This window comes from Methylobacterium sp. V23, from assembly GCF_002917135.1.
GTDB lineage: Bacteria > Pseudomonadota > Alphaproteobacteria > Rhizobiales > Beijerinckiaceae > Methylobacterium.
The window spans coordinates 49,071-71,465 of record NZ_PDHT01000013.1 but is presented as its reverse complement, the minus strand read 5'-3'; the positions used below and the strand labels follow the sequence as shown (position 1 = coordinate 71,465).

Below are 22,395 nucleotides of genomic sequence, written 5' to 3'. Positions count from 1 at the left end.
GGGTCAGGTCATCGCGGGGCGGAGGCCGCCGATCCGATGGATCGAATTTTGTCGAGCACACCGGGATAGCTCTCCGGGGTCAGGATTCCCACCAGCTTGTCCCGAATGGTGCCATCCGGTCCGATGATGAAGGTCTCGGGAACTCCGTAGACACCGAAATCGATGCCGGTGCGTCCCTCCGTATCGAGCCCCACGGCCTGGAAGGGAACGCCGTTCCGGGTCAGGAAACGGCGCCCATTCTCCGGCGTGTCCTTGTAGTCGATGCCGACCAAGTGGACGCCAGGCTCCCGCGCCAGTCGCATGAGCTGGGGATGCTCGATCTGGCAGGGAGCGCACCATGAAGCCCAGAAATTGACCACCGTGACCTTGCCCAGAAGATTGGCATGAGAGAGGCCGGGAACGGGCGCGCCCTGTGAAACCAAGCCCGGCATCGCCGGCAGGGTGAAGGTCGGCGCCGGCTTGCCGATCAGCGCCGAGGGAATGGCCGCGGGATCGGCACCCGAGCGCAGGCGAAGAAAGAAGACTCCAGCAAGGACTGCGAACGTGACGAGCGGCAGGATGACCAGCAGCGAACGCCGGACTGGTTCCGGACTTTGCATCGAGGATTCGGGCGTGCTCACGCGCGGCCTCCCGGACCGTCTTTCACCTCACCCTGCAGGCGATCCAGTTCTCGCTTCCGAGAGCGTTGATCGCGCAACGCATGAAGAGTCAGCCCACCAACCACCAGAGCGGTGAAGGCATAGGCCCCCAGGATGTAGCCGGCGTGCTGGCCAAGGGTCATAGACAAAACTTCACGAGTGAGATTTCCGGGGTGCCTGTCCCTGCTGCCTACATCGATGCGGCTCACAGGCTCTGAACCGCCCGACCGATCGGCGCTTGCCCCATCGCCCCCTGGCTCATCGACGCCCCACGTGCGGACGACGGGCCGGCATCGAGGCGTTCGGCTTCCCGCAGGGTCAAGGCCCGAATTCGGCGCCGCAAGATCTCGGTGCGCATAGCCTGGAGGTGCAGTGTGACGCCGAGGATCGTGAAGGCAAGGATCATCTCGAGCAGCGGGTAGAGCATGCTGGGATCGATGGACGATCCGCCCATGCGCATGATCGACGCCGGCTGGTGCAAGGTCGACCACCAGTTCACCGAGAACTTGATGATCGGCAGATTCACCGCGCCGACCAGGGTCAGGATGGCGATGGCACGCGCGGCCCGGCTCGGATCTTCGATCGTCCGCCACAGGGCGATAATCCCGCAATAGATCAGGAAAAGCACGAGCATCGAGGTCAGGCGCGCATCCCAGACCCAGTAGGTGCCCCACATGGGCTTGCCCCACAGAGATCCGGTCACGAGGCAGATCAGCGTGAACGCCGCCCCGATCGGCGCGGCGGCGCGCTGGGCGACATCGGCCAGGGGGTGACGCCAGACGAGGGTTCCGATGGCCGAGATCGCCATGGCGCCGTAGAAGAAAACGCCGAGCCAGGCCGCCGGCACATGGATGTACATGATCCGTACGGTCTCGCCCTGCTGGTAATCGGGCGGCACGACGAACCAGGTGAGATACAGACCGACCACGAGGAGCAGACCCGACAGCCCGGCAAGCCAGGGCATCACGGGCTGGGTCCAGCGCAGGAAGTGACCGGGATGGGCGAGGCGTGTCCACATGGTCTCGCCCTCTAGCCCAGGGTGCGGTGCAGCGGCAATGCGTGGGTTACGCGCAGGAGGCGGAACCCGGTCACGTCCTCGGGCGATCAGCCACTGGACTGGAAGCCTTCCAGGGGTGCTGCCACGCTGCAGACGAGACCGGTGGGATGGTAGTCCAGCGCGATCGTGCCGCCGACGGCACCGACGAGGCCGCGCTCGATCAGTCGCGACCCGAACCCCTTGTGCGTGGGCGGTGTGACCATCGGCCCGTCCGCTTCGGACCAGATCAGACGGACCATCGTCCCACCCGTGGTTCGATCCTGGTCGAGGCTCCAGTGAAGGTTGACCCGTCCATCGGGAACCGAGAGCGCACCGTACTTGGCGGCGTTGGTCGCCAACTCGTGCAGCATCAGCGCGAGGGCCAGGGCCGCCTTCGAGCCGAGAAGGACCGCAGGGCCCGCGAATGCAAAGCGCCCGGGCTGCCGATCGTCGTGGATCGAGAGGGCGCCGCGCATCACCGCTTCCATCTCGGCGCTCTCGTGCACCCCGGCGAGCAGGATGTCGTGTGCCTTGCCGAGGGCGATGAGACGGGCCGCCAGGGCTTCCTTGGCGGCCTCGATATCGGTGACGTTGCGCAGGGTCTGCGAGGCGATGGCCTGGACCATCGCGAGGGTGTTCTTGAGGCGGTGGCTCAGTTCCCGGTTCAACGTACGCTGCTGTTCGTCGGCTTCGACGCGGGTGAGACCGCCCCAGGCGCGCTCCGCCACTTCGCGCGCGAACGTGATCTCGCCGGCACTCCAATCGCGGGGATGGCGATCGAGGACGTAGAGAATGCCTACGAGGCGGCCCCGGCGGAGAACCGGCACCTTGATCACGGCGCGCATCCCGAGCCGGGCATAGCCCTCCGGGTCGTCGACGCGCTCGGGCGTTGCGGCGATATCGGCCACGCTGATGACGTCGCCGCGGACCAGACGGCCGACGCTCGCCGCCAGGGTCGACCGGGACGCGGTCGGCAGGCCGACGGCGTGGGTCGCATCCGCGTCCCCCTCGGCGGTCCAGTCGGGATTGAGCGATGCGATCTGACCGCCGGGGTCGACCTGGGCATAGCCCGCCCGGGCGACCAGGAGGGTCCGCCCCAGGCTCTCGGCCGTGGCGGCGACCACGTCGGCGTGCGTGTGCAGGTCGCGCAGGCGGTCGCCGAGGGCGATCAGCGCCTCGCGGCGGGCATCGGCGCGCTTCTCCTCGGTAATGTCCTCGATCATCGCCGTGGCGTGGACGTCGCCGCCCAGGCGCTGTGAGACCAGGTTGACCCGCGCCCAGATGATGCGCCCGTCCATGCGGCGGTAGCGCTTCTCCAGGCGGAGCTGCAGGGTCTCCCCGGTCGCGAGGCGCTCGTGCAGCCCCGCCCGGTCTTCGTCGTCCTCGGGCGGTGTCCAGCGGGCGAGGGAATGGCCGAGGATCTCGGATTCCGGCGCCCCCCAGATCTCGCACAGCTTGGCGTTCACCGCGAAGGCGCGCACGGTCCGCGGATCGAACTGGACGATGCCGATATTGGCGCCCTGGAACACCGCCCGGAACTGCGCGCCGACGCGGTTGCGCTCTGTCAGGTCGAGCAGTGCGGCGCTCATGCGCAGGGGGATTCCGTCCGCGTCGCGGACCAGGGCGCCGCGGTCGAGGACCTCCGCGTAGGTGCCGTCGGCGCGCCGGAACCGGTACTCCTGGCTCCAGGCCTCGACGCCGCCCGCGAGGGCGGAGCCCAGAGCGGCCTCGACGCCGGGGCGATCGTCCGGGTGGATCCGGGCGAGCCACCAGGCGCTGGTCGGTCCCACCTCCGACGGCGCCCAGCCGTAAGCGGTGGTCAGGGCGGGATTCCACAGCACGACTCCGGTGGCGAGGTCCCAGTCGCGGATGGCGTCGTTGGTGGCGCGTGCGGCGATCTCGGCCGCCCGCGCCTCGGTGACGTCCTGCATCGTGCCGACCAGGCGGGCCGCGCGGCCCTGGTCGACCACGCGTCGCGCCCGCGCCCGTATCCAACGCGGTCGTGTCGAGGTCACGCGCCGGACCGTGCAGTCCAGCGTCCCGGACCCCGCCGGAGCGAGGGCGGCGCAGAACGCCGCGTCCAGCGCGGCGCGATCCTCGGGGTCGAGGGCCGCGAGGACGGTGTCCGCGTCGGCGACCGGCCCCGACGCGGCGAGGCCGAGCAGGCTCCGGAATCCGGCGTCGCACCGGAAGGTCCGGGTGGCGGGGTCGTAGGTGAACAGGCCGAGGCCGGCCGACTCAGCGGCAAGACGCAGGAGCAGCGCCGCATCCGCGGGATCACCTGTGGGATCGCTTGCGGAATCACTCGGGGGACCACTTGCCGCGTCGAAGCCCGGCGCGCCCGCAGCCGTCCGGTCCCCGGCGGCCGGGGGCGGCTCGTCCGGGGCCTGGCCGGGCTGCTGGTTTGCGGCGGGCTGCGTCATCGGGGGCAGGCGGGGAAGCGGGGCTCTGCGGAGGGGAGGGTCAGGCCGGTTCGGACGTCGCGAGTTCGCGCGGCGCGTCCGTCTCCCGCCGGTCGGGGGGCGGCTCCACCGCCACCAGGCCGCCGCCGGGATCGTAGACCGCGCCGAGCACCGTCTCGTAGTGCCTGCGCACGACGCCGTGGCACTCGCAGGCGGCGGTCTCCGCCAGCACGCGGTTGCGGATGGTGATGCGGCCGCGCCCGACCTCGATCAGGCCCTGCTGCTGCAGCGCCCGCAGGATCCGGGTGAGGTAGGTCCGCTGCACGCCCAGCATGGTGGCGAGCAGCTCGTGGGTCACCGGCAGGACGTCGGTGCCGATGCGGTCCTGCAGGGTCAGGAGCCAGCGCAGGCAGCGCGATTCGATCGGGTGCAGGGCGTTGCACGCCACCGATTGCAGGACCTGCGCGAGCAGGCAGTCGGCGTAGCGGGTGAACAGGTTGCGCAGGGCCGGGGAGACCCGCTTGGCCTCCTGGAGGCGCAGGGCGTCCATGCGCAGGATCGGTCCGCCGATCTGGACGACGGCGTTGGTGGATGCGGGCAGGAAGCCGCTGCTGACGACGCCGCCCACCGCGCCCTCGCGACCCACCGTGGCGACCTCGGCGCTGCGGCCGTCGCGCATGGCGACGATGAGGGTGACCACCGCCTGCCGGCACGGGAAGGCGATGGAGGTGACGTCGCTGCCGGCCTCGAACAGGGACTCGCCGCGCTCCCGCGGCAGGGGGTCGAGGAAGGGCTCGAGCAGCGCGCGATCCTCGGGCCGGAGGCCGTCGAGGAGAAGGTTGCCCGTAGGTCGATCGGAGGCCGGGCCCATGCCGTGCGCTGTGTTCACCGTCTGTCTCTTCGGCCTCTAGCGCAGAGCCGTCGCATCCGTCTGTCTACAAGTAGACCTTTGCTGAGACAAATTTGTCGTTTTGATGGGAACTTCAGTGGACGCGTGCCGTCATCGGGCCGATTCGTGCATTCGCGTCAGGACCCGGACCGGGAAAGCCGGTGCGGACCGGCCGTCAGCGCGCCTGGCCGGCCTCGTCGCCCTCGCCGATACAGTCGAGGGCCCGCTCCACGGCCGTCACGGCGTCGAGGAGGTTCTGGACCGTGCGCTCGACCTCGCGGGCCGGGCGTCCCATGGCGGCGGCCCGGGCGCCCACGATCTCCAGCTGCTCCAGGAGCGCGAAGAGATCGTCGGCGACCGCCACCACGTCGCTGATGACGACCGGCGGATCGGCGGGGCGGCGGAGGAAGGGAACGACGTTGCTCATTGACACCATGTCTCGCGTGTTCGCGGGCAAAGCGCCAGCCTGCACGCGCCGCGATTCCCCATCTTCACCCCCCGAACCGCCGCTTCCTTGCCGAGGTGGTGAGCATTTTCGTGGCACGGCAACATCAGTACGGCAGGAACCGGCGACGATTCGTTAGCCTTGCGCTTGACGGGCGCGGGGCCAGGGCAGCACCACAGGCGCTGCTTTCGCCACAGGATCCGCCCCGATGCGCCTCGCTTCCCTCGCCCTCGCCGCCACCCTCCTGGGCGGCCTCTGCGCCTGCAACAGCGACAGCCCGAGCGGGCGCAGCGGTCTCTCGGACGCCTTCGACACCAGCAACTATCGCCAGTCCAGCAACACCAACGGCACCCAGACCCGCCGCGACGTCAACCGCCAGTACACCCAGCCGTCGATGCCCTCGATCGCCTTCCGCGGCAACTGAGCCGGCAGCGTCCCCCGGTGCGTCCCTTCCCCGGATGGGGGAGGGGCGTGGGCGTGACGCCGTCCTCCACGCGAGGACCTGAGCGACGCGACGGCGTCCACCCGGGTTGACCGCGAAGACTGGTTCGCGCGGTGAAACGGTTGCCGTCCCACCCCGCCATCCCGGGGCCGCGCAGCGGCGCCCGGGATCCAGGCGCGCAGGCGGCGCAAGATGTGACAGCGTTGGCGGGTCTGGATTCCGGGCTCGCCGACGGCGCCTCGGAACGACGATGCGCTGTCGCTTGCCATCACCCCGCCGGGAAGCCGGAGCGGATCAGCGTCGCCCGGCCTGGACGGAGGGCGTGTCCCTCTCCCCGGCGCGGGACGAGGCTCGGCGCGGAAGTGGCTCCGCGGGCCTCCGACGGTCGGGGGTCGCCCAAGCCTCTCCGCCTTCAACGCCACTCCACGAGCGTGACGGATCTCGGGCAGGCCCGGGATCCGCTGGGAGCGCGACGGATCTCGGGCAGGCCCGGGATCCGCCGGGGAGGCGCGTGCCCCAGGGCCCGCCCTCAGTTCTTCGCCAGCGCGTCCGCGAAGGCGATCATGCGGTTGCGGGCGTAGGTCGGCAGGCCAGCGCTGATCGAGGTGCCGGTGTTGAAGGACGAGTTGCCCATCAGCACCTGGGCCGGCAGCAGGTTCTTGAGCACCGGCACGCGGGCGTATTCCTGCTTGCGGTCGAGGACGTCGCCCTTGATCGCCAGGGCCATGTAGGTGGTCACCACGGTCTTGCCGGGATCGCCCGGCATCGGCTGGAACACCGCCAGGAACTTGCCGAAGCGCAGGATCTGGTTGACCCAGAAGATCGTCTGCTCCAGCCCGCCGGTCACCGGCGTGTCGACCTTGGTGAGGTTGCCCAGGGCCGCGATCTCCGCCGGGGGCAGGGTGCGCAGTTCGCTCTGGAACGAGACGAACTCGGCGATCTTCTTCGAGGCCCCGTCCTCCAGCCGGTTCGCGAGCTTCACGCCGAGCGGCAGCTTGCCCTCCAGGTCGTAGCGCGACTCGATGCAGGTCGTGCCGACCTCGCACCAGGGCCGGTCCGGCCGCTTGGCGAAGGCCGCCGCCGGGTCCTTGTTCGGCGTGGCGTCGGCCGGGTTCAGGGCCTTGTGCTTGATCACCGGGTCCATCTTCGCGACGAAGCCGAGGGTGGCGTAGGCGGAGAGGTCGATGCTCTCCGGGGCCTTCGCCACCACGAAGCGCCCCTGCGCCACGTAGACCTTCAGGGTCTCGTGCCGACGCTTGGCCACCCCGTTCAGGGTCTGCACGTAGTCGGGCTCGGCATAGGTCGGGTGCGGCGCCAGAGCCGCGCGCTCGCCGGGGCGCAGCTTGCCCCAGTCGAGATAGGCCACGAGGCCGTTCTCCGGCTTGGTCGGATCGTCGCGATGGTCGGTGAACAGGATGGTGCCGGGCTTCAGGCCGGTGACGCCGGCCGCCTCGATGGCAGGCACGTCCTTGATCCGCTCCGACACCGCCGGGCTCGCGGGCGGCTGCAGCTTGATGCCCTCCTGGGCACGGGCCGGCGGGAGGGTGCCGCCCGCGAGGGCCAGAGCCAGGGCCAGGGTCAGGACGGGGGCGGCGAGAAGGGTCGTCGGCCTGCGGCTGCGGGAGAGCGGCGCTTGCGAAATCTGCCTGTTCACGTCGGGGCCTCGAAAGTCGGGGGAAGAATGGGAGTCGGGGAAGGACGGAGTCGGGGAAGGATGTGGGCGCGCGCCCCGGTCTCGGCCGGCGGTCCGTCGAATCAGGGGCAGGCGGCCGGCGCGCCCGGCCGGGCCGTCACCGGCACACCTGCGGCGCACCCGTGACGTTCCAGTGAAACAGCACGAGGTGCCACAGGCCCGGCGCCCGGCGGGATGGATCGATCAGGCCCTGCGCGCCCTGGGCAGCGATCCAGTCGCGGGCGCGCCAGGACGACGGCTCGCGCCCGTCCGCGAGATCCTGCTGCCAGTCGCCGAACGGGGCGCCGGCGGCCCGCCGCACGCGTTCAACGGCCTCGGCGTCGCGCAGGTCGAAGAGGCCGTCGGCCTCGACCCGGAGGGTGAGAACCACCTTCGCCGGATCGGTCGCGGTGGTGTGGGCGCGCATCGCCGCGTCGACCCCGGCCCGCGAGGCGCTGAGATACAGCGTGGGCTGGCCCGGCCGCGAATAGCGCCCGGCCCGGTGCGACCCGGACAGCGCCGCCGCCGCATGGGCCGGGGCCACGGCCCTGTAGAAGGTGCCCGCCACCGCGCAATGGCCGCCGCGGCCCGGGCGGAGTTCGGGCGGGGGCGGATCGGCAAACCGGCCCTGGGACCCGGGCGTCAGCATGGCGCCGGCCTTCTCCGCATCGGCCCCAGCGCCGTGCCACGCACCTCGGATGTCGCCCGCGGGCGTCTCACGGCGCCGCATGCCCTAGAAGCGCGGCTCGTCGCCGAACAGGTAGTCGGGATCGCGGCGGCGCTGGCGCGGCCGGACCTCCTCCTCGTCGCCGAAGGGCGAGCGCTGCGTGCCCGGCCAGGGCTGGTAGGTCTCGGACTGGGCCCGGCGGTTGCGGCGCTCGCCGTAGGGATCGAGGAGATCGGCCTCGGGCTGCCCCCGGCGTTGATCGTAGTCCGGTTGCGCCCGTCTGCTGCCGTCGAGGCCGCCGAACAGGCCGCCCGCCACGTCGGGGGCCTCGTCCTCGGCGCCGAGGTCGCCATCCTCGGGATCGGGCCGCATGGCGGTCCGGGTCTCGCGCGGCAGCAGCTTGTACTGGGTGTCGGCCATCCGGCCGTCCTTGATCCGGAAATGCTCCTGGAACCCGCCGCCGTCGACGCGCTGGCCGCTGCGCGGATCGATGCTGGCCTCGAGCAGGTCCTGGCGCGCCTCCGGGGAGGGCGGGGCCAGGGACGTGCGCGGCACGCCGTTGGCCCAGGCCGCCTGGAGGATGGAGCCGGCGATGGGCACCGCGAGGTGGCCTCCGGTCTGTCCGTGCCCGAGGGTCCGGCGGGTGCCGTCGGCATTGTCGTAGCCGACCCAGACCACGATGGTGATCTCGTTGGTGAAGCCGGCGAACCAGGCGTCGTTCTCGTTCTCGGAGGTTCCGGTCTTGCCCGCGATGGAGGACGAGAACCGGCTCAGCGCCGCCGCCGTGCCGTGGTTCGTCACCCCCTGCAGCATGGTCTTGAGCTGGTAGAACGCCACCCGGTCGGCCGAGCCGATCCGGATCGGGGCCCGGGCCTCGCGGGTATAGAGGGTCTTGCCGTCGCGCTCGACGGCTTCCAGGGCGTAGGGCGCCGGGCGGGCGCCCTCGTTGGCCACCGCGGCGTAGAACGCCGCCAGGTCCACCATCCGCACCGGCTGGGCGCCGAGCACGAAGGGATAGTAGCGCTCGCACGCGGCGTAGATCTGCGCCTCCAGGGCGAGGTCGCAGACCTTCTGCAGGCTGGCCGGCGCCTTGTCGGCGATGCCGCCCTGGAGCAGGCGGGCGGTGACGAGGTTCTTGGAGAATTCCAGCCCCCGGCGCAGGGTCGTGGCCCCGGCCCCCGAGCCCTCGTAGTTTTTCGGCGACCAGGACTCGCCGACGCCGCCGATGGGCGGCAGGGTGATGGCGGAATCCATCACCAGGGTGTTGGGCTGCAGGCCGGCATTGAGCGCGGCGAGGTAGGTGAGGGGCTTCAGGGTCGAGCCCGGCTGGCGCACGGTCTGGGTGACGCGGTTGAGCTGGCTCACCGGATAGGAGAAGCCGCCCGCCATGGCGAGGATGCGCCCGGTCCGGTTCTCCAGCACCAGGGCGGCGCCCTGGACGCCGGGACGTACCCGCAGGTCGGCGCGCGGCACCTTCGCGCCGGGATCGCGCAGCTTCACCCGCACCACGTCGTAGGGCTGGAGCTTTCCGCGGGCCGGGCCCGGCTCAAGGCTGGCGGTGCGGCCGTCGGCGAGGCCGACCTTCGCGGTGCCGCCGCGTCCGGTGTCGAGGACCACGGCCAGCGGCCAGTGCACGTCGTAGAGGACCGGGCGGGCGGTCTCCAGCGCCCGCTGCCAGGCCGGTTTCGGGCGCTCGACCTTGGGGGCGGCCTGCTCGGCCGCCTTATCGGCGGCGGCCGCGGCCCTGCGCTCGGCCTTCGTCTTCGGGGCCGGCTTCGGACCAGGAGCCGGCTTGACCGAATCGCCCGTGAGGAGGGGCACGCCGAGGGGCGAGGCCTCGGCGGCGGGCACCGCCGCCTCGAGCTTGCGCACGGCGTCGGCGAGGTTGAGCTCCGGCCCCTCGTAGCGGGCGCGCCCGGTGGCGCGCTCGTAGGTGGAGAGACCCTCCTGCAGGGCGGCCTCCGTGGCGGTCTGCAGGCCCGCATTGATGGTGGAGCGCACCACGTGGCTGGCGGCGGTGAGGGAGTCGACGCCCGCGAAGGTGCGCACCTCCCGGGCCAGGTGGTCGACGAAGTAGAAGCCGGAATCGCGCCGGACCGCGTCGATCGGCTTCAGGCCGAGGGGCGCGTTGGCGGCCTCGGCGAGCTGCGCCTCGGTGATGACGCCCTCTTCCTTCATGCGCGCCAGCACGTAGGCCCGGCGCTCGCGGGCCCGGTCGGGGTACTTGTCAGGGTTGTAGAAGTTCGGGCCCTTGGGCATGCCGGCCAGCAGCGCGGCCTCCGGCACGGTGAGCTGGCCCACCGACTTGCCGAAGTAGCTGCGCGCCGCCATCTCGATGCCGTAGGCGCCCCGGCCGAGATAGATGCCGTTGAGGTAGAGCTCCAGGATCTGCGGCTTGCCCAGGATGTGCTCCAGGCGGGAGGCCACGATCATCTCGCGGATCTTGCGCTCGTAGGTGACGTCGTCGCCGACCGAGAGGTTCTTGACCACCTGCTGGGTGATGGTCGAGCCGCCGGCCGGGCGGCCCGGGGAGGCGAGGTTGCCGATGAAGGCGCGGATCACCCCGCGCTCGTCGATGCCCCGGTGGGTCTCGAAGCGCTTGTCCTCGGCCGCCACGAAGGCCTTCTGCACCATCGCCGGCACCTCGGCGATGGGCACGCTCAGGCGCCGGCCATTGGCCTCGAAGGCCTCGGCGTAGCGCTTGCCCGCGCCGTCGAGGATGAGGCTGGCGCCGGGGAGCTTGCGCTCCTTCAGGGCCTCGGCCGAGGGCAGGTCGGCCACCGCCTTGTTGTAGAAGGCGATGACCTCGGCCGCGTCGAAGGGCGAGTCCTTGGGCGTCTCGCCCTTGCAGAACTGGCGGTAGCTGACGTTGAGCTCGCCGATGTCGAGGCCGTGCAGGATCTTGGGGGCGCTGGCGCCCGCCACCCCGCTCGGGTCCTCCATGGCCGTGGAGATCAGCTCGTCGAGGTTGATGTCCTCGATGTCGAAGGCCTTGCGCATGTGGGCGCAGCCGTCGCGCAGGATCTGCACCACCTGGGCCTTGTCGGTCACGGGATCGAACTGCGTCTTCACCGCATCCGGCCGCGTCGTGACCTGACTGAGCGTCAGCGCCGTGGCGAACAGCTTGATCAGGATGATGTTCATGCGGGCCGGGATACCGGAGGTTGGGTCGTCACGGGACTGGGTCCGCACGGGTCATAGCCGAGGCCGCGCGCCGGAGCGTGGCAGATGCGCTGCACAAGGCGGCTGATTTAAGGACGACGCGGCCACGCTTGGGACGGCGCCCGCTGGCGATGCGCCCGGTCATGCGAAGGGTCATGCGGACGGCCACGCTCACGGCAACGCTTTCCCGCGGGGCCGCGTTGTGGCTCCGGGGCCCCCGCCCCCGGGGATGCCGGCATGATCAAGGACCTCTGGTACAAGAACGCCGTCGTCTACTGCCTGTCGGTCCGGACCTTCCTCGACGGCAACGGTGACGGCATCGGCGACTTCGCCGGGCTGGAGCGCCGGCTCGACTACCTGCAGGGCATGGGCATCACGGCGATCTGGCTGATGCCGTTCCAGCCCTCGCCGAAGCGCGACGGCGGCTACGACATCTCTGACTATTACGGCGTCGACCCGGATTACGGCTCGCTCGGGGACTTCGTCGCCTTCACCCACGCGGCCAAGCAGCGCGGCCTGCGCGTCCTGATCGACCTTGTGGTCAACCACACCTCGGACCAGCATCCCTGGTTCCAGTCCGCCCGCGCGGACCCGGATTCGCCCTACCGGGACTGGTACGTCTGGTCGAAGACCCGGCCGCCCCACGCCGACGAGGGCATGGTGTTTCCCGGCGTCCAGACCACGACCTGGACCCGCGACGCCAAGGCGGGGGCCTACTACTTCCACCGCTTCATGCCGTTCCAGCCGGACCTCAACACCGCCCATCCGGCGGTGCGGGCCGAGATCCAGAAGATCATGGGCTTCTGGATCCAGCTCGGCGTCTCGGGCTTCCGAATGGACGCGGTGCCGTTCGTCATCGCCAAGAAGGGGCCGGAGGTCACGGGCGAGCCCGACGAGCAGTTCGACATGCTGCGCGACTTCCGCGAGTTCCTGCAATGGCGCCAGGGCGACGCCATCATCCTGGGCGAGGCCAACATCCTGCCCAAGAAGGATCTCGAATATTTCGGCGACGACGCCGACCGGCTGCACATGCTGTTCAACTTCCAGGTCAACCAGGCCCTGTTCTACGGCCTCGCCGCCGGCGACGGGCGCCCCCTGGCCAAGGCCATGCGCAAGACCTGGAACCGGCCGGATTCGGCCCAGTGGGCGGTGTTCCTGCGCAACCACGACGAGCTCGACCTCGGCCGCCTCACCGAGGCGCAGCGCCAGGCGGTGTTCTCCGCCTTCGGGCCCGAGAAGGGGATGCAGCTCTACGACCGCGGCATCCGGCGCCGCCTCGCCCCGATGCTCGGGGGCGACCAGCAGCGCATCGAGCTCGCCTATTCCCTGATGTTCACCCTCCCGGGCACGCCGGTCCTGCGCTACGGGGACGAGATCGGCATGGGCGACGACCTCACGCTCAAGGATCGGGACTGCGCCCGCACGCCGATGCAGTGGAGCGACGAGGCCCAGGGCGGCTTCACCAAGAGCGAGACCCCGACCCTGCCGGTGATCGACCACGGTGCCTACGGCTTCGACCACGTCAACGTGGCCAGCCAGCGCCACGACCGCGGCTCGCTCCTGAACTGGATGGAGAGCGTGATCCGCACCCGCAAGGAGGTGCCGGAGATCGGCTGGGGCGACTTCGCGGTGATCGAGACCGCCTCGCCGGCGATCCTGGCGATCCGCTACGACTGGGAGGGCAATTCCGTGCTCTGCGTGCACAACCTCGCGGGCACGCCGATGGAGATCGAACTCTCGGCCGGGGTCGAGGGGCCGGAGGGCCGGATCCTCGTCGACCTCCTCACCGGCCGCCGCTGCGAGGCGGACGCGGAGGGCCGCCACTGCCTGATGATGGAGCGCTACGGCTACCACTGGTTCCGCGTCGGCGGCCTCGACGCCCCGCTGAAGCGGCGGGTGGGGTGAGCCGGCTGCGAAGGCGCCGGCGCGGCGGCCCCGCCGGGAGCCGGGCCGCCGCGGGGGTCGCGCCCGGACCCTGAACCAGATCAGCAATCCGGAAGATCGTCCAGGTTGTTTCGGGTCGTCGTATCGCGGTCCGTCCGCAGGTACTTGCCGTTCGGCCCCTGGACGACCCGGATCTCGGTCCGTCCGTTGATCCAGGGCACATGATAGGTATGGAGCCCGGACTCGATGTCGTTGATGGCATCGGGCTTCCGACGCGGCGACCACGCGTCGCCGTCGTTACACAACGTCGTGATGTCGCCCTGAGCGTTCTTTCCGGTCTTCCTGACCGCGCGATCAGCGATGGTGCACGCTTCCTTCCGTTCGCAGCCCACACGGGCTTACCAACTTCAGGTAATTTCAAGCGCGAACTTTACAACCTCATAGAAACGATCCGCTGAGCGTTTTCGACACTCTGTCCTCCGGTTCGCGGGCGTCGCACGCGGTCCGCGGCCAGCATGCCGTTGCCCCGACCAATGCCGCGGTCAGTCGTCCGATCGTCGCCACTGGCAGACCCTCTGCTGTTCCACGGCAGGCCTTTTCAAACATCAGGACCGAGGACAGGATCGCGAGACCGCACAGGCGATCGACCATGGCCCGCATTCGCACCCATCCCGGCGAAATCCTCGTAGAGGAATACCTGACGCCGCTCGACCTCTCCGCCCGACAGTTCGCGGCGGAAATCGGGGTCCCGGCCCATCGCGTCTCGGAAATCATCCGCGGGCGGCGTGGCATCACCGCCGATACCGCGATCCGGCTCGGCGTCCGCTTCGGGACGGCACCGCAATTCTGGCTCAACCTCCAGAACGCCCACGACCTGTCGAAGGCGCGGGCGACGGTGGATTACTCCGGCGTCCGCCCCCGCGCGGCCGAACCCGCCGCGACGTCCTGAGGATCGCCCGACCCGCTACTTGTTGCGGCCCAGCAACACGAGCCAGCCGATCCCGATCACGCAGACCACCGCGCCGACGGTGATGAAGGCGGGCGTGCCGAGGTCCATGAAGCGGGGGGCGAGCTGGGTCGCGAAGGCGGCGACGATGAGCGCCACCGCGATGCGGGCGGCGGCGCGCTCGATGCCGCGGGTGAGCTTCTCGATGCCCTTGAGCTCGATCTCGACGGTGACGCGGCCCTGCTTCAGGCGCACCAGCATCAGGTGGATCAAGGTCGGCAGCTCGGAGGCCGCGCCGAACAGGCCGGCGCCCACCGCCTCGACCTTGCGGGTCAGGCCCTTGATCGAGAACTGCGAGGCGAGCTTGCGCTTCACGGTGGGGCCTGCGGCCGAGAACAGGTCGAAGCCGGGGTCGAGCTGGCGCATCACGCCGTCGGCCGTCACCAGCCCCTTGAACAGGATGGCGAGATCGGTGGGCATGGCGAGGTCGTTCTCGCGGGCCATGGTCATGAAGTCGGTGAGCAGCGCTCCGAAATCGAGGGTCGCGCCGGTGTGCCGGGCGACGAAGGCCTGCGACGAGGCCTCCAGCTTGGTCAGGTCCGGGTTGCTCGAGCCGCTCCAGTCGAGGAGCACCGCCATCAGCCCGTCGGAATCCTCCTTGAGCATCGCGCCGATCAGCATCAGGAGCTGGGTCCGCCGACGCTGGGACAGGCGCCCGATGATGCCGAAATCGATGAAGCCGATCCGGTTGTCCGGCATGATCAGCATGTTGCCGGGATGCGGGTCGGCGTGGAACACGCCCTCGATCAGGGCCATCTGCAGGAAGGCGTCGGTGCCCTTCTGGGCGAGCAGCACCTTGTCGTAGCCGGCGGCGTCCAGGCGGGCATGGTCGTTGGGCGGGATGCCGTGCACGAATTCCTGCACGAGCACCCGCTCGGAGGTCCATTCCCAGTGGATCTTGGGCACCACGATGTCGTCGCGGTCGGCGAAGATCGCCGCGATGGTCTCGCAGTTGCGCGCCTCGTTGATGAGGTCGAGCTCGCCGTAGAGGCCGCTGGCGAGGTGGCGCATCTGCTCCTGGGGCTGGTAGCGCCCGAATTCCGGCCACTCGTCCACGACGATGCGGGTGGCGTGGCCCATCAGGCGCAGGTCCGCCTCGATGGTCTTGCGCAGGCCCGGGCGCAGCACCTTCACCACCACCTCCTCGCCGGTCTGCAGGCGGGCGCGGTAGACCTGGGCGATGGAGGCGGCGGCCAGCGGCGTGGTGTCGAACTCGGCGAAGATCTCCGCGGGCGGCGCCCCGAGATCCTCCTCGAGCTGGGGCCGGATGCGCTCCCACGGGATCGGCGAGACCTGGCTGTGGAGCTTCTCCAGCTCCTCGGTCCATTCCGGCGTCAGGAGATCGGGGCGGCTCGCCAGGATCTGCCCGAGCTTGACGAAGGTCGGCCCCAGGGTCTCGATCGCCCGGCGCACGCGCTGGGGCTGCGACAGGCGGGCGATGTCCACCTGCGGCGTCCGGCGCTTGGCGAGGCGCGCCACCTGGGCGAGGCCGAGGCGCTCGACCACCTTGGTGACGCCGAAGCCGATGAGGACGGACGCGATCTCCCCGAGGCGCTGCCGGTCCCGTGCGGCGACGAAGGCGGTTTTCAGCATGTGCGCAAGGGGCCCGGATGGGGAAGGGGGACGGTGGCTCGCCCGGCGAGGCGTGCGGCCGGACCGTGGTTAAGGCTCCGTTAGGCCCGTGGCGAGGCCGAAGTTTGACCATGGGGGCGCGACATGGGGGCCGAGACCGGGAAGCGGAGACCTGGAAGCCGGGACCTGGAAGCCGGGACCGGAAAGCCGGGAGTTGGAAGCCGGGAGCTGGAAGCCGAGACCTGGAAGCCGCGCCCCGAGGACCGCGATCTCGGAGCCGCCACGCCCGGGACCGCCCCGGGCGCGGCGGATTCGCGCCCGCGCCGATCTCGGGCTAGACAGGCCCACCGGCGCCGCAGCGGCGCCAACCCCCTGCCGGGGCGGGCGGCCCGTCCGCGCCGCCGCGGCGCCATCCCGCGAGAGCAGCGATGCCAGGTACGCCCCGCGCCGGAATCATTCCGGTGACTCCCTTTCAGCAGAACTGCACCCTGATCTGGTCGGACGAGACCAAGGTCGGCGCCGTGGTCGATCCGGGCGGCGACCTCGACCGGATCGAGGCGGCGATCGCCGCCCAGGGCATCACCATCGAGAAGATCTTGCTCACCCACGGGCATATCGACCATGCCGGCGGCGCGGCCGAGCTGCGGGACCGGCTCGGCGTGCCGATCGAGGGCCCGCACGAGGCCGACCGCTACCTCCTCGACAGCCTGCCGGAGACCGGCGCCACTTACGGGATCGACGCCGCCCGGGCCGTGACGCCGGACCGCTGGCTCACCGACGGCGACCGGGTCGAGGTCGGCGGCCTGGCCTTCGACATCTTGCACGCCCCCGGCCACTCCCCCGGCAGCGTGGTCTTCATGAGCCGCGACGCGCGCTTCGCCCTGGTGGGCGACGTGGTGTTCAAGGGCTCGGTCGGGCGCACCGACCTGCCCGGCGGCAGCCACGAGCAGCTGATCCGGGCGATCAAGGACAAGGTCCTGCCGCTGGGCGACGACGTCGCCTTCATCCCCGGCCACGGCCCCACCAGCACACTCGGCGAGGAACGCATGTCGAACCCGTTCCTGCAGGAGTGAGCCTTGTCAGGTCCCGTCGGCCGGATCCCGGCGGGGCCTTGACGGGCAGTTAACGCGCACCGGTCATCGTGGTCGCGATTCCAGGGGTCCTATGGCCCGAAAACGATGCATTTCCAGTGGGAAATGCTTATATTGCGTAGGTCAAGAAGAATTGCAGGTGGCGGGGGCCCGGCCTGGGCCGGCAAGCCCCGCCCGGGCCGGCAAGCCCGGCCTGAATGCCCGCCTGCCCGAGGAAGTTCATGTCCGACAACTCCCATAACCTCGCCGCCGATGCCTACGGCGCGGAATCCATCCGGGTCCTCAAGGGCCTCGACGCGGTGCGCAAGCGCCCCGGCATGTATATCGGCGACACCGACGACGGCTCGGGCCTGCACCACATGGTCTACGAGGTGGTCGACAACGCCATCGACGAGGCACTCGCGGGTCACGCGGACCTCGTCACCGTCACGCTGAACGCCGACGGCTCCGTCACGGTCTCCGACAACGGCCGCGGCATCCCCACCGACATCCACAAGGAGGAGGGGGTCTCGGCGGCCGAGGTCATCATGACCCAGCTGCACGCGGGCGGAAAGTTCGACCAGAACTCCTACAAGGTCTCCGGCGGCCTGCACGGCGTCGGCGTCTCCGTGGTCAACGCCCTCTCGCAATGGCTCCGCCTGCGCATCTGGCGCAACGGCCAGGAGCACGCGATGGAGTTCCGCCACGGCGACGCGGTCTCGCCCCTGGTGATCGTGGGCGACGGCAACGGCCGGCGCGGCACCGAGGTGTCGTTCCTGCCCTCGACCGAAACCTTCACGATGATCGAGTTCGACTACGCGACGCTGGAGAAGCGCCTGCGCGAGCTCGCCTTCCTGAATTCCGGCGTGCGCATCGTGCTCACCGACGCGCGCCACGCCGAGCACAAGCGCGAGGAGCTGTTCTACGAGGGCGGCATCGAGGCCTTCGTGCGCTACCTCGACCGCTCGCGCAAACCCATCGAGGGCATGCAGAAGCCCGTGATGGTGCGGGCCGAGCGCGACAACATCCGCGTCGAGGTCGCCCTGTGGTGGAACGACTCGTTCAACGAGACCGTGCTGCCCTTCACCAACAACATCCCGCAGCGCGACGGCGGCACCCACATGGCCGGCTTCCGCGCGGCCCTGACCCGGCAGATCACCGGCTATTCCGAGTCCTCGGGCATCGCCAAGCGCGAAAAGATCTCGCTCACCGGCGAGGATTGCCGCGAGGGCCTCACCGCCGTCATCTCGGTGCAGGTGCCGGACCCGAAATTCTCCTCGCAGACAAAGGACAAGCTCGTCTCCTCCGAGGTGCGCCCGGCCGTGGAGAACGTCCTCAACGAGGGCCTCTCGAACTGGCTGGAGGAGAACCCGGCGCTGGCCCGCTCGGTGATGGCCAAGGTCATCATGGCGGCCTCCGCCCGCGAGGCGGCGCGCAAGGCCCGCGAGACCGTGACCCGCAAGGGCGTCCTCGACATCGCCTCGCTGCCGGGCAAGCTCGCCGATTGCCAGGAGCGCGATCCCTCGAAGTGCGAGATCCTGCTGGTGGAGGGGGATTCCGCCGGCGGCTCGGCCAAGCAGGGCCGCGACCGCACCTTCCAGGCCGTTCTGCCGTTGCGCGGAAAAATCCTCAACGTCGAGCGGGTGCGCGCCGACCGGATGCTGTCCTCGGCCGAGATCGGCACGCTGATCACGGCCCTGGGCGCCGGCATCGGCCGCTCGTCCACGGACCGCGAGGGCTTCAACCCGGAGAAGCTGCGCTACCACCGCATCATCATCATGACGGATGCCGACGTGGACGGTTCGCACATCCGCACCCTGCTGCTGACGTTCTTCTTCCGGCAGATGCCGGAGGTGATCGAGCGCGGGCACCTCTACATCGCCCAGCCGCCCCTCTACAAAGCTGCCAAGGGAAAGTCGGCGCTCTACCTCAAGGACGAGCGGGCGCTGGAGGATTACCTCATCGACGCCGGCGTCGAGGGCGCCGTGCTGCGCCTCGCCTCCGGCACCGAGTTCGGCGGCGCGCAGCTGAAGTCCCTGGTGGAGGAGGCCCGCCAGTTCCGCAGCCTGATGCAGGCGCTCCACACCCGCTACGACCGCGCCGTGGTCGAGCAGGCCCTGATCGCCGGCGCCTTCCGGGCCAATGTCGACGAGGCCCAGGCCGAGGCCGAGGGGCTGGCCGAGGAGGTCGCCCGGCGCATGGACCGGATCGCTGACGACATCGAGCGCGGCTGGGAAGGCTCCGTGGCGGAGGGCGGCTACGTCCTCAGCCGCACCCTGCGCGGCGTGCGCCAGGTGGCGACCCTGGACGCCTCGCTCCTGGCCTCCCAGGAGGCGCGCCGCCTCGCCGACCGGGCGGAGGCCCTGCGCGAGATCTACGACCAGCCCGTCACCTACGCACGCAAGGGCGACGAGACCACCCTGCACGGGCCCGTCGGCCTGTTCGAGGCGGTGATGGCCTTCGGCCGCAAGGGTCTGCAGCTCCAGCGCTACAAGGGCCTCGGCGAGATGACCGCCCAGCAGCTCTGGGAAACCACCCTCGACCGCGACGTGCGCTCGCTGCTGCAAGTGCGGGTCAAGGACACCCAGGACGCCGACGACCTGTTCGTGAAGCTGATGGGCGACGTGGTCGAACCCCGCCGCGAGTTCATCCAGGACAACGCCCTCAGCGTCGCCAACCTCGACGTCTGAGACGCGCGGACCGCGGTCCCGGGCTGGCCCTTCCGCGAGCGGGGACTGGCCCGCCGGCGGCGACGTCGGGACAGCCTCGGAGCGCCGGCCGCTGGTGCGGGACCCGGGACGGATCGCCGTCACCGGGTCGCTGGGGGGCGTCCGCCCCCGGCGATCACCGCGCCTTCTGGATCCGCGTCACCGCGAGGGACCCGTTGAGGCGCTCGGCGGAGAACCGCACCGCCTCGCCCGGCGTGAGGCCCTTGAGCAGAGCCGGGTCCTGCACCCGGTAGGCCATCGTCATCGCGTCCATCCCGAGATTGGGGATGGCCGCGTGGTCGAGGGTGACCTTGCCGGCGGCGGCGTCCACCTTCTTCACCGTCGCGGCCACGAGGGGCGCGTTCGCGGAAGCCGCCGGTGCGGGGGGCGATGCGGGCTGGGTCTTGGTCGCCGCCACCTCGGCCGGCCGGTCGGGGGCGCCTTCGCCCGACGGCGTCGGGTCGGGCTGCGCCCGCTCGCCCGCCTCGCGCCGGTGGAGCTGCCACTGCTTCAGGGCGTCGATCCGCGCCTGTTGCTCTTCCTGGATCTTCCGGGCGACCGCGCGCAGCTCAGGGTCGCCGCCGTAGTCGAGCTCCGTCTGGGCGAGGAACAGCGTCTCCTCGAAGCTGGCGATCAGCAAGGCGGCGAAATCCCGGTCCGGGTCGCCGGTCAGCTTCGTGTCCCGGAACCGGGTCGCCATCGTCTCGCGCGCTCGCTCCAGGGCTGCGGGCGCGCCCTTGGCGGGCTGGGCACCGGCGGGAGGCGCGACCGCGCCGACGAGGGCGGTCGCGAGCGCGGTGGACAGGATCAAGCGTCGCATCGTTGCTCCATTTCAAGGCTCGACGGCCCTCGCACCGAGGCGGGTTCGCCCGCGTGCGAGGGCCCCTGACCGGGGCGTTACTTCGCCTTGCGGATCTGCGTGACGGTGTAGGCGCCGCCGGTCTCGGCGATCTCGAAATCGACCGCGTCGCCGGCCTTGAGGTCCTTGAGCATCGCCGGGTCCTTGACCCGGTACGCCATCGTCATCGCGTCCATGTCGAGCTTCGGGATCGCGGCATGGTCGAGGGTCACCTTGCCGGCGGCCGGGTCGAGCTTGGTCACCGTCCCCTTCACGGATTGCGCCCAGGCGGGCATCGCGACCGCCAGGAAGGCCGTCGCGACGACGGCGCGCGAAATCTGGCATGTCGAAATCTTGCGTGTCAAAATCTTGTGTTTCATGATGGGTTCTCCTTCAAAGGATCGAAGCGCCGGGCCGGGCCGGGCCGCGCGCGCGGAGCGGCGACCGGGGCGGCGGATTCCGGACGGGATCGCGCCCGGTCCGAACGGGTTTGCCCGCGCCGCCCCAGGGCGGCCGGCCGCGGGCGGGGGCGACGCACGGCCGCCCGGTCAGGGCTCGTGGCGGCCCGCGCGGTGCGCCGCGTGCGCGGATCCACGGCCCGGAGGTCGGTCTGGCGCGCCTTCCGGCCTTCGGCGTGTCCGGCGCGCGCGCCGGCTCGGGCATCGGATCGCCGGTCCAGGCGTAGGCCACGGAGCCTTCCGGGTGCTGGTACCAGCCCGGATCGCGATAATCGCCGGCCGCCAGTCCGGGCCGCACCTTCAGGACCGTGAACATCCCGCCCATCTCGACGGAGCCGAACGGGCCGGTGCCGGTCATCATCGGCAGCGTGTTCTCCGGGAGCGGCATCTCCATCTCGGTCATCATGCCGCCGCCCGTGGAGCCCATCGGCATGTAGCCGGGCGCGATCGCGCGGATCTGCTTGGCCGTGCGCTTCAGGTCGACGCCGATATACGTCCGGACCGAATGGCCCATCGCGTTCATGGTGTGGTGCGACTTGTGGCAGTGCAGGGCCCAGTCGCCCGGGTTGTCGGCGTTGAACTCGATGACCCGCATCTGTCCCACGGCGACGTCGACCGACACCTCCGGCACCTGAGCGCGCGGGTCGATCCAGCCGCCATCCGTGCCGGTGACCTTGAAGTCGCAGCCGTGGACGTGGATCGGGTGGTTGGTCATGGTGAGGTTGCCGAAGCGCATCCGGACCTTGTCGCCCTGGCGGACGATCAGGGGATCGATGCCGGGCCACACGCGGCTGTTGAAGCACCACATGTTCATGTCGAGCATCGTGTTGACCTTGGGCACGTAGGACCCGGCCTCGATGTCGTAGGCGTTCAGCATCCAGACGAAGTCGCGGTCGACCGGCCGCTCGGCCGGGTCGCGCGGATGCACGACGAAGAAGCCCATCATGCCCATCGCCATCTGGACCATCTCGTCCGAGTGCGGGTGGTACATGAAGGTGCCGGAGCGCCGCAGGATGAACTCGTAGACGAAGGTCTTGCCCGGCGGGATGCCGGGCTGGGTCAGCCCGGCGACCCCGTCCATGCCGTTGGGGAGCGTCTGACCGTGCCAGTGCACGGCCGTCGCCTCCGGCAGGCGGTTGGTGACGAAGATGCGGACCTTGTCGCCCTCGACCGCCTCGAGGGTCGGGCCCGGTGATTGCCCGTTATAGCCCCAGAGCCGCGCGCTCATGCCGGGTGCCATCTCGCGCACCACCGGCTCGGCGACCAGGTGGAACTCCTTCCAGTCGCCGCGCATGCGCCACGGCAGCGTCCAGCCGTTGAGCGTCACCACCGGCTGGTAGTCCGGCCCGCTCGTCGGATAGAGCGGCGGCTGCATCGTCGCCTTGTCCATGATCGGGGCCTCCGGCAGGCCCGCGGCCTCGGCCCGTCCGCTGATCCGCGACGTGCCGGCGAGCACGAGGCCGCCCGCTCCCAGGATCCCTCTGCGCGAGATGTCGGTCATGATGC

At 70.5% G+C, this 22,395-nt stretch carries 19 protein-coding genes; 5 read left to right on the top strand and 14 right to left on the bottom strand.

Annotated features, from left to right (window positions below):
- Positions 1–8: 8 nt before the first annotated feature.
- The 6 genes from CRT23_RS14120 to CRT23_RS14095 all read right to left on the bottom strand — a co-directional run bounded on the left by CRT23_RS14120 (position 9) and on the right by CRT23_RS14095 (position 5,392).
- Positions 9–599, bottom strand: coding sequence for a DsbE family thiol:disulfide interchange protein (locus CRT23_RS14120; protein ID WP_103710263.1), 591 nt, complete (start codon positions 597–599; stop codon positions 9–11).
- 17 nt (positions 600–616) lie between these two features.
- Complete coding sequence (gene ccmD, locus CRT23_RS14115) at positions 617–781, bottom strand: heme exporter protein CcmD (RefSeq protein WP_103710223.1); 165 nt, start codon at positions 779–781, stop codon at positions 617–619.
- 62 nt (positions 782–843) lie between these two features.
- Complete coding sequence (locus tag CRT23_RS14110; protein WP_103710222.1) at positions 844–1,656, bottom strand: heme ABC transporter permease; 813 nt, start codon at positions 1,654–1,656, stop codon at positions 844–846.
- Between the two features lie 86 nt (positions 1,657–1,742).
- A complete protein-coding gene (locus CRT23_RS14105; RefSeq protein ID WP_103710221.1) occupies positions 1,743–4,097 on the bottom strand; it encodes a PAS domain-containing protein in 2,355 nt (784 codons plus the stop codon).
- Between the two features lie 40 nt (positions 4,098–4,137).
- Complete coding sequence (locus tag CRT23_RS14100) at positions 4,138–4,947, bottom strand: Crp/Fnr family transcriptional regulator (protein WP_103710220.1); 810 nt, start codon at positions 4,945–4,947, stop codon at positions 4,138–4,140.
- Between the two features lie 193 nt (positions 4,948–5,140).
- A complete protein-coding gene (locus CRT23_RS14095; RefSeq protein WP_103710219.1) occupies positions 5,141–5,392 on the bottom strand; it encodes a hypothetical protein in 252 nt (83 codons plus the stop codon).
- Positions 5,393–5,618: 226 nt separating this feature from the next.
- Here CRT23_RS14095 and CRT23_RS14090 point away from each other — a divergent pair, with 226 nt between their 5' ends.
- On the top strand, positions 5,619–5,834 hold the full coding sequence (locus tag CRT23_RS14090; protein WP_055949441.1) for a hypothetical protein: 216 nt from the start codon (positions 5,619–5,621) through the stop codon (positions 5,832–5,834).
- A 547-nt stretch (positions 5,835–6,381) separates the two neighbouring features.
- Here the strand turns inward: CRT23_RS14090 and CRT23_RS14085 are convergent.
- From CRT23_RS14085 to CRT23_RS14075, 3 genes are all read right to left on the bottom strand, one after another.
- Positions 6,382–7,368, bottom strand: coding sequence for a hypothetical protein (locus CRT23_RS14085; RefSeq protein WP_103710262.1), 987 nt, complete (start codon positions 7,366–7,368; stop codon positions 6,382–6,384).
- Between the two features lie 274 nt (positions 7,369–7,642).
- Positions 7,643–8,254, bottom strand: coding sequence for an RES family NAD+ phosphorylase (locus tag CRT23_RS14080; protein ID WP_210202081.1), 612 nt, complete (start codon positions 8,252–8,254; stop codon positions 7,643–7,645).
- A gap of 3 nt (positions 8,255–8,257) precedes the next feature.
- Positions 8,258–11,335 carry a transglycosylase domain-containing protein gene (locus CRT23_RS14075; RefSeq protein WP_103710218.1) on the bottom strand — a complete coding sequence of 1,026 codons (3,078 nt, stop codon included), beginning with the start codon at positions 11,333–11,335 and terminating at the stop codon, positions 8,258–8,260.
- Positions 11,336–11,590: 255 nt separating this feature from the next.
- Here CRT23_RS14075 and CRT23_RS14070 point away from each other — a divergent pair, with 255 nt between their 5' ends.
- A complete protein-coding gene (locus tag CRT23_RS14070) occupies positions 11,591–13,258 on the top strand; it encodes an alpha-amylase family protein (RefSeq protein WP_103710217.1) in 1,668 nt (555 codons plus the stop codon).
- Positions 13,259–13,338: 80 nt separating this feature from the next.
- On the opposite strand, the gene CRT23_RS14065 is transcribed toward CRT23_RS14070, so the two are convergent.
- A complete protein-coding gene (locus CRT23_RS14065; protein WP_280951982.1) occupies positions 13,339–13,629 on the bottom strand; it encodes a DUF3892 domain-containing protein in 291 nt (96 codons plus the stop codon).
- A gap of 257 nt (positions 13,630–13,886) precedes the next feature.
- On the opposite strand from CRT23_RS14065, the gene CRT23_RS14060 reads away from it, so the two are divergent.
- Complete coding sequence (locus CRT23_RS14060) at positions 13,887–14,186, top strand: HigA family addiction module antitoxin (protein ID WP_103710216.1); 300 nt, start codon at positions 13,887–13,889, stop codon at positions 14,184–14,186.
- 15 nt (positions 14,187–14,201) lie between these two features.
- Here CRT23_RS14060 and CRT23_RS14055 read toward each other — a convergent pair whose 3' ends face one another.
- Positions 14,202–15,836, bottom strand: a complete 1,635-nt coding sequence (locus CRT23_RS14055) for an AarF/UbiB family protein (protein ID WP_055949454.1) — start codon at positions 15,834–15,836, stop codon at positions 14,202–14,204.
- 407 nt (positions 15,837–16,243) lie between these two features.
- On the opposite strand from CRT23_RS14055, the gene CRT23_RS14050 reads away from it, so the two are divergent.
- Both CRT23_RS14050 and gyrB read left to right on the top strand, forming a co-directional pair.
- Entirely contained in the window at positions 16,244–16,888 is a 645-nt protein-coding gene (locus CRT23_RS14050) for an MBL fold metallo-hydrolase (RefSeq protein ID WP_103710215.1), read from the top strand.
- A gap of 239 nt (positions 16,889–17,127) precedes the next feature.
- Positions 17,128–19,575, top strand: a complete 2,448-nt coding sequence (gene gyrB, locus CRT23_RS14045) for a DNA topoisomerase (ATP-hydrolyzing) subunit B (protein ID WP_103710214.1) — start codon at positions 17,128–17,130, stop codon at positions 19,573–19,575.
- Between the two features lie 154 nt (positions 19,576–19,729).
- Here gyrB and CRT23_RS14040 read toward each other — a convergent pair whose 3' ends face one another.
- The 3 genes from CRT23_RS14040 to CRT23_RS14030 all read right to left on the bottom strand — a co-directional run bounded on the left by CRT23_RS14040 (position 19,730) and on the right by CRT23_RS14030 (position 22,390).
- Positions 19,730–20,413 (bottom strand): copper-binding protein, encoded by a 684-nt coding sequence (locus CRT23_RS14040; protein WP_103710213.1) that lies wholly within the window; start codon positions 20,411–20,413, stop codon positions 19,730–19,732.
- 77 nt (positions 20,414–20,490) lie between these two features.
- Positions 20,491–20,811, bottom strand: a complete 321-nt coding sequence (locus CRT23_RS14035; protein ID WP_103710212.1) for a copper-binding protein — start codon at positions 20,809–20,811, stop codon at positions 20,491–20,493.
- A 13-nt stretch (positions 20,812–20,824) separates the two neighbouring features.
- Positions 20,825–22,390 carry a copper oxidase gene (locus CRT23_RS14030; RefSeq protein WP_245436223.1) on the bottom strand — a complete coding sequence of 522 codons (1,566 nt, stop codon included), beginning with the start codon at positions 22,388–22,390 and terminating at the stop codon, positions 20,825–20,827.
- Positions 22,391–22,395: the final 5 nt, after the last annotated feature.